Raw genomic sequence first — 12919 nt, 5'->3', positions numbered from 1 at the left:
AGAAATCTATGCCAGCATCGTCCTTGTCGTCGAAGACTTTACCCCCTGAGCCTTTGACGCCGGAACAGGTGAATGCGCGTTATCGCTACTGGCGACCGCGCCTGATGGCTGCCATGGTGATGGGATATGCCGCCTTTTATCTGACACGCAAAAGTGTCAACTACGCCATGCCGGTGATGCAACTGGAATTGGGCTTAGATAAAGGGGATATCGGCTTACTGGGTACGCTGTTTTATCTGGCCTACGGCGGCTCCAAATTTGTTTCCGGTATTGTCAGTGACCGCACCCAAGCCCGCTGGATCATGGGCATCGGCCTGATGATGACCGGGGTGCTAAATATCGTTTTTACCTTATGCCACTCCCTGCCCGCCTTGTTGGTGGTTTGGACACTTAATGGGTTCTTTCAAGGGTGGGGATGGCCGCCTTGTGCCAAGTTGCTCAGCACATGGTATTCGCGCAATGAACGTGGCAGTTGGTGGGGCTGTTGGAACACGTCCATCAGCATCGGTGGGGCCGCGGTTCCCCTGCTATCCGCTTTTCTGGCCTCACATTATGGTTGGCAGGCTGCGTTGTTGGTCCCCGGTGCGATTGGCATCGTTTTAGGTATTTGGTTGTGCTGGCAACTGTGTGATAAGCCGCAGCAGCAAGGTTTGCCGACTATCGGCCAATGGCGGCGTGACCCGCAGGACCAGTGGCAAGAGCAGCAAAGCCCACCGATGCCGATGGGGCGCATTTTTCGCGATGCTATTTTGCGCAACCGCACCATCTGGCTACTGGGGGTCTCTTATGTGCTGATCTATCTGATCCGCATCGCCCTCAACGACTGGGGCAATATCTGGCTGGCAGAAAGTCATGGCGTCAATTTACTCAGCGCCAATGCCACTTTATCGCTGTTTGAGTTGGGGGGATTATTTGGCGCACTGTTTGCCGGATGGGGTTCAGATCTACTGTTTCGCGGTCAGCGTGCACCGATGATTTTGTTATTCGCACTCGGTTTATTTCTGACCATGACCGCTTTGTGGCTAGCGCCGGTGCATAACTATCCGCTGCTCTCAGTAACATTTTTCAGTATCGGTTTTTTTGTCTTTGGACCACAAATGTTGATTGGCTTGGCGGCCACCGAATATACCCATAAAGATGCCGCCGGCACAGTCACTGGGTTTCTAGGCTTATTTGCCTATCTCGGTGCAGCTTTAGCCGGATGGCCTTTAGCACAAGTATTGCAACATTATGGCTGGCAAGGTTTTTTTGCACTGCTAACGCTGGCAGCCGCCTGTGTAGGATTGTTATTAATGCCGCTACTGATGACCGGTATTAATCGATTAGGGTTCGAACCGACAGGAAAGAGATTTATTCCAGCAAGTAAAAACGAGACCCAAAGTCATTGAAGTTGCAGATAAGTGGCTCGCAAGTCACCCCCTGCAGTTTCAAGTACCAAGGGGATAAAAATACCTCTCTACTACCACTACAGCTCTGTTTGTGACTCGATTCTGGGGGCATCAGGGTATAAAAAGGATAATGTTATGAAACTTGCACCACTCTGTGTATTGATTGCTGCGGGCCTCACACTGAGCGCCTTTACCACCGTCGCCAAAGCGGAAGGCCGTTTAGTGATTTATTGCAGTGCGACCAATGCGATGTGTGAAGAAGAAGCCAAAGCATTCGGCGAAAAATATGATGTCAAAACCAGCTTTATCCGTAATGGCTCCGGCAGCACACTGGCCAAAGTGGATGCTGAGAAAAAGAACCCACAGGCAGATGTCTGGTATGGCGGCACTCTGGATCCACAATCCCAGGCCGGTGAAATGGATTTGCTCTATCCTTACCAGTCGCCTAATCTGGCGCAAATCATGCCGCAATTCCGTGATCCGGCTAAACGCAAAGGCAATTACTCCTCGGCGGTTTATATCGGCATTCTGGGCATGGGGGTCAATACTGACCGTCTAAAAGAAAAAGGTTTGCCAGAACCCAAGTGCTGGAAAGACCTGACCAACCCGGTCTACAAAGGTGAAATTCAGATTGCCGATCCGCAAAGTTCCGGTACCGCTTACACTGCGCTGGCAACCTTCTCACAGCTGTGGGGCGAAGATGCCGCCTTTGACTACCTGAAAAAACTTAATGCCAACGTATCGCAATACACTAAATCCGGCATCGCCCCTGCCCGTAACGCTGCCCGTGGTGAAACCACTATCGGCATTGGCTTCCTGCACGACTATTCGCTAGAGAAAGAGAAAGGCGCACCACTAAAACTGATTTCACCTTGTGAAGGTTCTGGTTATGAAATTGGTGGCGTCAGCATTCTGAAAGGCGCGCGTAATTTGGATAATGCCAAGTTATTCGTTGACTGGGTGCTGTCAAAAGATGCCCAAGAACTGGCATGGCAGAAAGGCCAGTCTTACCAGATTCTGACCAATACCACCGCAGCAACCTCCCCTAACTCACTCAAGCTTGAAGATCTGAAGCTGATTAACTACGACATGGACACTTATGGTGCCACCGAAATGCGTAAGAAGCTGATCACCAAGTGGGTCAATGACGTCAAGATGGGTCAATAACCGCCAAGTATAAATATTAATAACTTATCGACCACTTCTCTACCCAAGGTCATTGGCGCTGCAGCAAGGTTAGTAACAATGCTGTAGCGCCAAAGACAAAGGGTGGTTATCTAGGGAACACCATGACACATACTCTGCGGCTCCCGCAGACACGGGATGCTATCTTCTTTTGGCTGGCTTTTGCCGTGGCTGCTTTTGCCTTATTACCCGCTTTCAGCCTGGATTACGGCTTGCTTGAAGCGAGCCGTTCTGAGCTGTTAGCCGCTTATGGCTGGTCTGGGCTAAACATCAGCACTTTATGGTTTACCCTGCCATTAGTGCTGCTTTTCAGACCTCTGTCTCCACAAAGTCGTGAACACCGTGCTCGCCATTTATTTGATGCGGGCTATGCCCTGTGCTGCGCCTTATTCGTGGTGATCACCTCAGCCTGGTTGGGTCGTGGGCTGGGATTTGCCACTATCGGGCTATTTATTGCTTTGGGCGCAGTGATAACACTGGCATTAGCGCGCCTTGAATGGCTGGGCGGCGACCGTTTTGTTCTCGGGTCGTTGGTCACCATTATTGCGCTGATCACCGTTTTTATCCTGTTTCCCAGCATTGCTATTTTTATTCCGGTATTTACCGATGAAAGTGGTGCTTTTGCGCCATGGCAATTTATGGCCATCCTCGGACAGGCACATATTCTGCAAGTTATCTGGAACTCGTTCCTATTGTCGGTTGCCGTAGGGATTGGCTGTACTTTCTTCGGCATGGTGCTGGCGATTTACACCACTAGAATTGCCAAACGCTCGGCGTTACTGGGGCGAATCTTCTCGATTCTACCTATCGTCACCCCGCCTTTTGTTGTCGGGCTGGGCGTCACTCTGATGATGGGCCGATCCGGTTATGTCACCGAATTAATGGTCACTTGGTTTGGCCTAACAAACACGAACTGGCTGTATGGTTTTACAGGGATCTGGCTGGCACAGGTTCTGGCCTTTACGCCAATGTCATTTATGATCCTCGATGGCGCGATAAAAACGATCCACCCATCATTGGAAGAAGCCTCTTATACCTTGCGCGCCAGTCGCTGGCAGACCTTTATGCAAGTGTTCCTGCCGCTGCTAAAACCGGCGCTGGCTAACTCATTCTTGATAGTTATCGTGCAATCGCTGGCTGATTTTAGTAACCCGTTGGTATTGGGCGGGAACTTTGATGTGCTCGCTACGCAAATCTACTTCTATATTACGGGCGCACAGCTTGATTATCCGGCAGCATCTACCTTAGGTGTCATTTTGCTGATGTTCTCGCTGTTTATCTTCTGCATCCAGTATATGTGGATAGGTAAACGCTCCTACGTCACCATTTCCGGAAAATCCTCACGCGGCGATGTCCAACCATTACCGGTCTCATTAGTGTGGGGGACCACCGCCATGCTATATGTGTGGATTGCCTTTAACGTGTTGCTGTACGGCAGCATTTTCTACGGCAGCTTCACCGTCAACTGGGGAGTCGATTACACCCTGACACTGAATAACTTTAACCAGCTATTCGGGCAAGGGTTCAGTGACGGCGCATGGCCTTCACTGCTTGATACCCTACTCTATGCCGGGATTGCCGCCCCTATCACCGCCGCCTTTGGTTTGCTGATTGCCTATATTGTGGTGCGCCAGCAATTTCGCGGTAAAAAAACCATCGAATTCAGCACGATGCTGTGTTTCGCGGTCCCCGGAACGGTGGCCGGTGTCTCCTATATTCTCGCCTTTAACAGTGCTCCGGTCTACCTGACGGGTACGGCTGCCATCGTGATTATCTCTATGGTGATGCGCAATGTGCCAGTGGGAATACGTGCCGGCATTGCCGGGCTGGGGCAATTAGATAAATCGCTCGATGAAGCCTCGCTGAGCTTACGAGCCGGTTCGCTGCGAACCGTAATTTATATTTTGCTGCCCTTACTACGTCCAGCGATTTTATCGGCACTGATTTACAGCTTCGTGCGGGCCATGACCACCGTCAGCGCCATTGTTTTCCTGGTGACGCCAGACACCCGTGTCGCCACCTCTTACATCCTTAATCGGGTCGAAGACGGTGAATACGGTATTGCGATTGCTTATGGCTCAATTCTGATTGTGGTGATGCTTGCCATTATCTTCCTATTTGACTATCTGGTCGGCGAAGCGCGTATTGCCCGCTCGAAAGCCAGTAATGCCCAATAACGGCGCACTGATAAGGCTGAATACTATGTCTGTAGAAAATCATGAGTCTGTAGAAAAACAGGGTTCTAATAAAGATAACGGGGCTGATAAAAAACATTTTGTCGAACTCAAGCATATAACCAAGCGTTTTGGCACCAATACCGTCATTGATGAGTTAAATTTGGCCATTCCCAAAGGGGAAATGGTGACTCTGCTTGGGCCATCAGGTTGCGGGAAAACTACGGTATTGCGGCTGGTTGCCGGGTTAGAGAAACCCAGCAGCGGACACATCTTTATTGATGGTGAAGATGTTACTGATAGATCCATCCAGCATCGTGATATCTGTATGGTATTTCAGTCCTATGCCTTATTCCCACATATGTCGCTCGGCGAAAACATTGGTTATGGCCTGAAGATGTTGGGGCGTCCTAAAGATGAAATTCGCGAACGCGTGCAAGAAGCCCTGTCGCTGGTCGATTTAGAGGGGTTTGCTGACCGTTTTGTTGATCAGATTTCTGGTGGTCAACAGCAGCGCGTAGCACTGGCAAGAGCATTAATTCTTAAACCTAAAGTGCTACTTTTTGATGAACCACTCAGTAACCTGGATGCCAACTTGCGCCGCAGTATGCGCGATAAAATTCGTGAATTGCAGCAGCAGTTTAATATTACTTCGCTGTATGTGACCCACGACCAAAGTGAAGCCTTTGCCGTTTCTGATACCGTGCTGGTGATGAATAAAGGCAAAATCATGCAAATTGGTGCGCCGCAGACATTATATCGCCAACCAGCGTCTCATTTTATGGCCAGTTTTATGGGAGATGCCAACGTCTTCCCAGCAAAAATCAACAGTGATAATGTGGAAATCTTTGGTTATCACATCCCCAGGCCGCAAGGATTTGCGGCAGGTTACCAACAATCGACAGTCGGTGTACGGCCAGAGGCCATTACCCTGAGCCATCAAGGTGAGCCGAGCCAACGATGCACCATTAGTAAAGTGGCCTATATGGGCCCACAATATGAAGTCTTGGTGGATTGGCAGGGGCAATCATTATTACTGCAAGTGAACGCCACACAACTGCAACCTGCGCCAGGCGATAGCTATTACCTGCAAATTCATCCGTACGGCATGTTTGTACTGACAGATACACCACAGTAAGCACTCAGGCGAGCAGCGCATTCTCATCGCTGCTCGCCTGCTCAGAGTGAAAATCCCTATTTTTTCGGGCAAATGTTAAGCTAAAAACCAAAAAACTCAATAAGTTGCACAAAGTGTAAGCAAACAAATCCAAATTTACTGTTTCCCCTTTGACATGTTCCCCATACCCCGCTATTATTCGCCTCGTTCACACGATTCCTCTGTAGTTCAGTCGGTAGAACGGCGGACTGTTAATCCGTATGTCACTGGTTCGAGTCCAGTCAGAGGAGCCAAATTAGAAAAACTCGCTTAGGCAACTAAGCGGGTTTTTTGCGTTTGTTAGCATGCCACGTTTTGCAGTTGTATTATGATTCTTAATGCAATATTATTAATTTCCATCCGTTTATTGTTGAGTAAATCATTATCAAATCAATCTCTATCTCCCTGATATTTATACCGGAATAATCCATGCACTAGGCAGGAGAAGTTTCCTACGTATAGATCTGAAAAATCGGATATATTTACATTTAGAATTATAACTTAACTATTTCTAATCTTTTTTCTGAATAATCTATTCTAATTTTAATAAAAAAATTCCTAATTCGTTTATAATCAAATCACTAAGCAATATAAATCTTATAGGATAAATCTGGTTAAGTGGTCTATACATAAGCAAGAATCTTTTCTTGATAATCTATAATTAGAGATTAAAATCACCGAAATAGTACTTTGGGCATCGGCAGTAGCGGTTCTTGTTTATCTCGTCTTGGGTAATCATTTGAAGTCGATCGGTGCGAGCGAGGAGCAGTGAATAAACTCTGCGAATCCCAAGATATAACGGTTTACGGAGATAACATGACAAAATCAGTGATGATAGTTGATGACCACCCGGCAATTCGTGTCGCCATTCGTGCATTGCTATCGCAAAGCAGCGAATTCTCAACTATTTATGAATCAGTTGATGGCAGTGAAGCGTTAGAAACATTAAAAAATAATCCTGTTGATCTGGTTATTATCGATATTGAGTTACCTAACTTTGATGGTTTCTCATTACTGAAAAAACTGCAACAACGTGGTTTTACCGGTAAATCATTATTCTTGTCAGCCAAGAATGAGCAAGTTTTTGCTGTGCGGGCGTTACAGGCCGGTGCTAACGGCTTCATTAGTAAAAATAAAGATATTAGTGAAATTCTTTTTGCCGCACAGAACGTATTACGTGGGTATTCTTTCTTCCCATCTGAAACTTTGACCCAATTAGCGGGCCAACCTTCAAGCCATGATCCTGTCAATCGGGCTCGTTTGTTGTCAGAGCGAGAAATTAATGTTTTGCGTTATTTGGTGAATGGCTTGTCGAATAAACAGATCGCCGACGAAATGTTTATCAGTAACAAAACGGTCAGTACCTATAAAACGCGAATCCTAACCAAATTAGGACTAAGCTCTGTAATTGAACTGGCTGATTATGCGCATACCCATAATTTGGTGTAGTTCAGCCAAATCTGATTTATGGCGTACTGGGTTATCTTTACGTAGTTGGTTTTCTTTACGCATTCTACTGTGCTGTTTGCTATTACTTAGCGGACAGCTTAATGCTGCCTTGGTAACAGGTCGTCAGGGATGTGATACAGGCCAGCCGTTAACGTTACACAGCATTGCAAATAGTTACAGTGAAGACTTATTACTTACCCCATCCACTGACACTCGCCAGTCAAGCAGACGAACCGTGAAAGTGGGTGTGGTTATTGATGCTAATACCCCTTTTGTAGTCAACCGCGATGATAATTCCATTGAAGGGATCGTGGCGGATTACTTGAAAATCATTAGTGATGCCAGCCAAATTTCGTTCCAAATGTTTGGTTATTGTGATTATGGCTTGGTATTAAATGCATTAGAAAATGGTCAGATTGATTTAATGGCGGGTACACCAATGCCTGCGCAACCGGGATTGATTACTTCCCATGCTTTCTTCACTAACCGGCATGTCGAAGTACGCACCAAAAATTGGGACCCAACTAAACGTACACATCCAGAAACCGTGGCCATCGTTAATAATGAGCCACTCTCCCCTGAGTTTTTATTTAATTATCATGCCGATAAAATTGTTGCTTACCCTAACCAATTACAAGGATTACTGGCTGTCGCCTATGGTAATGCCGATGTATTTGTGGCTAATGCCACCTCAGCCAACTATTTAATTGATCAGTTGCAGCTACTGACACTGCAAATTCGCAATTTTGCTCCTTATCACCCAGCGCCCTATACATTCCTGGCATTAGCAAAAAATCAAAAACTAATTGATTACATTAATCAGATTCTAGAGTTATTACCTACCCGCGCAACCGGCGATATTCAACAGCGTTGGTTTGGTAGCAAACACCATTATAATATTGATGCCAAATTGCTGCTTACAGAACAAGAGGTAAGCTGGATTCAGAGTCATCCAGAGGTCAGCTATGTTGCCCCACTTGATTTAGCACCATTGATTTTCCGTGATCGCCAAACAGGTGAGATGGCGGGTTTCTCCGTCGATCTTATCGATATTATTTCACGTCGAACCGGCATTAAATTTAAACCGATTTATACCAGAGATACGGGTGAATCCGTGCGTAACTTTATCGCCGGGAAAATAGATATGCTGCCGATAGTAGCGGTACGTAATGGCCAGTACGGTAATAATCTTTATTCTTCCCCTGTCGCCCAATCCTTGTGGGGCATAATGACTCGCGAAGATCGCGTTGATATTAATAATGTGGCCGATCTGGCAGGAAAACGAGTTGGTATACAAGCAGGCAGCACGTCCAGTGGGCTAATTGGCAATCCACTTTTAGCCCAGAAAATTACTTTTACTGAAGCCCCCGATACCATGACTTTGGTACGCTGGCTGCAACAAGGGAAAGTTGATGCCGTCATCAAAAATATGATGACCGCTAACTATCTGTCTGCCCAGAACTTTACACCGAATATTAAAACTGTTGCAGTGGCCGGTGAAGAGCCACTGATGATGGCATTTGGCATTAGCCCGCGCCTGCCAGAATTAAAAGCCATTATTGATAAAGTGATTGAGTCTATTCCGCCAGAAGAGTTAGACAATCTGATTAGCGAATGGAGTACATTCAAACCTAACCCCGCCAGCTTTGATGACAGATCATCAGAGAATGAATGGCTGATGTTGGCGTTAAAAATAAGCTCAGGGATATTATTGGTCTTCGGTTTATACCTTTGTTACCTGGTATTTAACAAGCGACGTCAGGCCAAATTATTACATACCCGCTTACAGCAACAAGAGTCGATCATTAATGCATTGCCATTCGCAGTATTTATTCGTACTAAAAATGGCGAACTGGCAGTTTATAACAACCACTTTGCCGATGCGCATCAAGATAAACTGAACGACATGCTCAATCAGAATATTGAGCAAGCCAACTGGCCAATGACCAGTCCGCTGGATCGCGAAATAGATAAATACTGTCGCTATGTATTACTGGATAGAAAACCACAGATGGTCGACTTATCCCTCGAAATCAATGGTGAGTTGCGTGATATCTTCCTGTGGATTATTCCTTTAAATAATGCTGAACGCAGTCTGCTTGGTGGCTGGCTGGATATCAGTCAACGCAAAACCGTCGAACGGGAGTTGGAAGCGGCACGTGTTGAAGCAGAAAGTGCCAACCGCACCAAGAGCACTTTCCTCGCGACTATCAGCCATGAGCTGCGTACACCAATGTATGCCATTATGGGCTTACTTGAGCTCGAAATTCGCAACGAGCAACCGGTCGATAAAAATACGCTAGTCACGGTTTCCAAGACCGCCCAGTCTTTAATGCTATTGCTTGATGACATTATCGATTCTGCCAAAATTGAAGCGGGACAATTAAGTGTTCACCCCGCTGTCGTCGATTTCCGTCAGGAAATGGAGCGGATGTTCACCATTTATCAACCCATCGCTGACGAACGCAGGTTAAGATTCACCAGTTGGATGGATGACCAGATTCCCGATTTGCTGATGGCCGATATGTTACGCATACGTCAGGTGATGGGTAATCTATTGGGCAATGCACTAAAATTTACCGAGCATGGCGGTGTTTCGGTGGATATCACCTGGGAACCAATGGATGAAAAACGGGGTATCATGAATATTGATATCACTGATACCGGTATTGGTATTTCTCCTGCGGCACAAGCCACCCTGTTCCAGCCATTCAGTCAGGCTAATGAGGGCAAATCACCACGTTTCGGTGGCTCAGGATTGGGGTTGTGGATCTGCCATCAATTGATTCATAAAATGGGTGGGCAGATTACATTAGAAAGCCAGCTCGGCAAAGGTACCAGCCTGTTTATTACTCTGCCGCTTGAGGTTGCCACTTCTGATGATTTGCCACAAGATTCAAACATTATACATGCTGATGAAACACAACTTAGTCAGCTGAAAAATTTACGTATTCTGGTCGTGGATGATCTACCCGCTAACCGTCAGTTGCTTCAACAGCAGCTGGCTTTTATTGGTATCGAGCAGGTTATGAGTGCGGAAAATGGTGCAGAAGCCTGGCAAATATTGCAGCACTATAGTTTTGATGCTGTCATCACAGATTATAATATGCCATTAATGAATGGATACGAACTAACCGCTCACATCCGCAATAGTCCGATGATGAAAGACATGATAATCATTGGTTGTACCGCAGATGCACGCGAAGAAAGTGCCAGCCGTTTCAGAGAGGCCGGGATGAATGATTGTATGGTTAAACCCGTGGCTATTGATACATTGCGTACCACACTGCTGCGGCAGGAAATTATCGCCCGTCATGTCGGTGTGGTTCATCCCCAGGAAGACCACAAGATTAATCCACAAGAGGTTACTGTTCAGCGAGAAATGGCGTTGAGCACGACAGAGAGTGAGCAATCTCCTGACTTTATTGCCGCAAAAAATAAGCTAAAATCACTATCAGGAGGTAGTGCCGAGGTTGAATTGCAGTTATTGCAATCCTTATTAGAAAGCAATTTACAAGATACTGCCAAGTTGACGCAGCTATATACCCGCCTCACCACCGATGAGACTAATACTGTTTCGGCAGAAACTTATAGAGAGATGGCCAGTTTGGTACACCGCATTAAAGGTGGTGTGCAACTCATTGATGCCCAGGCATTAGTGGAAAGTGGCGTTAAATTTGAATCTCTGCTGCAAGAACAGAATAGGCACGCCGCAATTGCGCACGGCGTCGATTATCTGACACTGTTAACTGAAACCAACCAATTATTAGTGAAATTAATTGCCTCTCGTGCGGAAATAGCCCCCTAGAGCATAGACATTAAAATACCGGTTCACCAAAAGCCCATCTGAATATTCTGGCGAGGTTACCGCTTAATTCTGAAGATTTATTTCTGACCGCTAATGTATAATTAGCTAACTAAATATGAGTTAAGAGATTGAAATAAAATGACTTTATAATTAAACTTCACTTTTCTAGGATAAGTTCCTACAGCTTTTGTGGGAAATTTCACGTGCAAAATAAAGACGCCTCTCATTCTGCCCCCCTCTATTTACACTTACACTACCCCCGTCCTGAAACCAAATAGTCAATATAAATAACGGATGATCATATTTGACTTAATGATCGCTCATTTTGTTGAATGCCATAGGTCTTCGTTTGCAAAAATATAAATCATAAAATTAAGTGGGAATTACATGGGAAAAACTCTAATAGCGCTGGTACTACTTGCCCTACCGGGTGTGGTGTTGGCTGCGACCTCAAATAATACTATCAAGTTTCAGGGTGAAGTGGCTGAACAGACTTGTATGGTTGATATCAATGGCACAGCCAACACGCCAGTTGTTTTATTACCAACCGTCTCTACCAGCAACCTGAACCAAGTGAATTCAGTTGCCGGTAAAACCAATTTCACCATCAATCTCACCGGCTGCAATATTGCCATCCAAGACACCAAAATCAGCTCGGTTTTTCAAGGGATGAATGTGACGTCTGCAGGTAATCTGGGCAATGTAGGAACAGCGCAAAACGTAGCCATTCAGTTACTTGATACAAACGGGGCGCCAATTCGCATGTCTGGAGGCAGTGTTTCAGTACCGGGCATTACGCTTGCCGCGGGTGCGACATCTGCATCCCAGGATCTGGCAGCACAATATATTACGGAAGAAGGTCGCGCGACTGCAGGGAGCGTTATTGCTTCAGCTCAGTATGCGATCACTTATCCCTGACTATCCGTGAAATTTAAACAGTTTCATGAATACGTTGGCCACCCGGTAACGGAGCCGATACCAACCAGAAAAACCAAGGATATGTAAGCGCTATGACACTGACTGCCCACAAATTTATCGCCTGCTCGTTGCTGCTTCTTAGCGGCGTACCCATATGGGCGAAAGCCAGTGTTGTCATGACAGGAACTCGTATCATTTATCCTGAAGGCACCAGGGAAAAAGTACTGCAACTGAGCAATAAAGACGACCACCCTAACCTGGTTCAATTATGGATGGATGATGGCAATAATCAGTCCTCGCCATCAAAAAGTGATGTTCCTTTCACATTGACGCCACAAATATTTCGTATGGAAGCGAAAAGTGGGCAGGTAGTGCGCTTGTCATATATCGAGCAGAATTTACCCAAAGATCGGGAATCCGTTTTCTATCTCAACTTCCTCCAGATCCCCGCATTAAAAAAAACGGACGCACAATCTGAAAACAAACTGGTTCTGATCGTTAATAACCGGCTGAAAGTCTTTTATCGCCCCGCGGCATTAAAAGAAAATGTCGATACATTGGGTGAAAAAGTCCGTGCCACACTGGATAGTGCTAACGGCGATAAAATCAAAATTCATAACCCAACTAATTACTATATCAGCCTACGTGATGCCAAGCTGTTAAGTGATGGAAAGACTATTTCATTTGCAACCAGCGAGATGTTCGCCCCCAACTCAACCACTGACTTGGCCTTACCCACAGGAGTTAAAGCCAAAAAAGGTGAGTTGTTGACGCTGAACGTGGTTAATGACTATGGCACCAACATCTCCTTCAATTACTCGTTGTAATGTTACCGCAATGA

At 46.1% G+C, this 12919-nt stretch carries 8 protein-coding genes and 1 tRNA gene; all 9 read left to right on the top strand.

Annotation, left to right across the window (positions count from 1 at the left end):
* The first annotated feature begins 8 nt into the window (after positions 1-8).
* Positions 9-1388 carry an MFS transporter family glucose-6-phosphate receptor UhpC gene (uhpC, locus tag DJ58_RS01300; protein WP_032911425.1) on the top strand — a complete coding sequence of 460 codons (1380 nt, stop codon included), beginning with the start codon at positions 9-11 and terminating at the stop codon, positions 1386-1388.
* Positions 1389-1523: 135 nt separating this feature from the next.
* Positions 1524-2555 carry an ABC transporter substrate-binding protein gene (locus DJ58_RS01305; RefSeq protein WP_004710324.1) on the top strand — a complete coding sequence of 344 codons (1032 nt, stop codon included), beginning with the start codon at positions 1524-1526 and terminating at the stop codon, positions 2553-2555.
* Positions 2556-2677: 122 nt separating this feature from the next.
* Entirely contained in the window at positions 2678-4750 is a 2073-nt protein-coding gene (locus DJ58_RS01310) for an ABC transporter permease (RefSeq protein ID WP_004710322.1), read from the top strand.
* Positions 4751-4775: 25 nt separating this feature from the next.
* Positions 4776-5885: a ferric ABC transporter ATP-binding protein gene (gene fbpC, locus DJ58_RS01315; RefSeq protein ID WP_004710319.1), complete on the top strand. Its 1110-nt coding sequence runs from the start codon at positions 4776-4778 to the stop codon at positions 5883-5885.
* 196 nt (positions 5886-6081) lie between these two features.
* Positions 6082-6157, top strand: a tRNA-Asn gene (locus DJ58_RS01320).
* A 562-nt stretch (positions 6158-6719) separates the two neighbouring features.
* Entirely contained in the window at positions 6720-7352 is a 633-nt protein-coding gene (locus tag DJ58_RS01325; protein WP_004710318.1) for a response regulator transcription factor, read from the top strand.
* The gene (locus tag DJ58_RS01330) at positions 7327-11160 is read left to right on the top strand and encodes a response regulator (protein ID WP_080544650.1); all 3834 of its coding nucleotides are present in this window, start codon (positions 7327-7329) and stop codon (positions 11158-11160) included. The genes DJ58_RS01325 and DJ58_RS01330 overlap by 26 nt, the downstream gene beginning before the upstream one ends.
* A 387-nt stretch (positions 11161-11547) precedes the next feature.
* A complete protein-coding gene (locus tag DJ58_RS01335; RefSeq protein WP_004710313.1) occupies positions 11548-12078 on the top strand; it encodes a fimbrial protein in 531 nt (176 codons plus the stop codon).
* A gap of 92 nt (positions 12079-12170) precedes the next feature.
* Positions 12171-12905, top strand: a complete 735-nt coding sequence (locus DJ58_RS01340; RefSeq protein ID WP_004710312.1) for a fimbrial biogenesis chaperone — start codon at positions 12171-12173, stop codon at positions 12903-12905.
* The last annotated feature ends 14 nt before the right edge of the window (positions 12906-12919 follow it).

The sequence above is a fragment of the Yersinia frederiksenii ATCC 33641 genome (genome assembly GCF_000754805.1).
GTDB classification, from domain to species: Bacteria; Pseudomonadota; Gammaproteobacteria; order Enterobacterales; family Enterobacteriaceae; genus Yersinia; species Yersinia frederiksenii.
Note: the sequence above shows the minus strand (reverse complement) of the source record. Positions and strands in the feature narration are given on the sequence as shown.

Bases quoted from the DNA above. Each gene is read 5' to 3' on its own strand.
- DJ58_RS01325 (WP_004710318.1), top strand. From the start codon at position 6,720: ATGACAAAATCAGTGATGATAGTTGATGACCACCCGGCAATTCGTGTC.
- DJ58_RS01310 (WP_004710322.1), top strand. From the start codon at position 2,678: ATGACACATACTCTGCGGCTCCCGCAGACACGGGATGCTATCTTCTTT.
- DJ58_RS01305 (WP_004710324.1), top strand. From the start codon at position 1,524: ATGAAACTTGCACCACTCTGTGTATTGATTGCTGCGGGCCTCACACTG.
- fbpC (WP_004710319.1), top strand. From the start codon at position 4,776: ATGTCTGTAGAAAATCATGAGTCTGTAGAAAAACAGGGTTCTAATAAA.
- DJ58_RS01340 (WP_004710312.1), top strand. From the start codon at position 12,171: ATGACACTGACTGCCCACAAATTTATCGCCTGCTCGTTGCTGCTTCTT.
- DJ58_RS01330 (WP_080544650.1), top strand. From the start codon at position 7,327: ATGCGCATACCCATAATTTGGTGTAGTTCAGCCAAATCTGATTTATGG.
- DJ58_RS01335 (WP_004710313.1), top strand. From the start codon at position 11,548: ATGGGAAAAACTCTAATAGCGCTGGTACTACTTGCCCTACCGGGTGTG.
- uhpC (WP_032911425.1), top strand. From the start codon at position 9: ATGCCAGCATCGTCCTTGTCGTCGAAGACTTTACCCCCTGAGCCTTTG.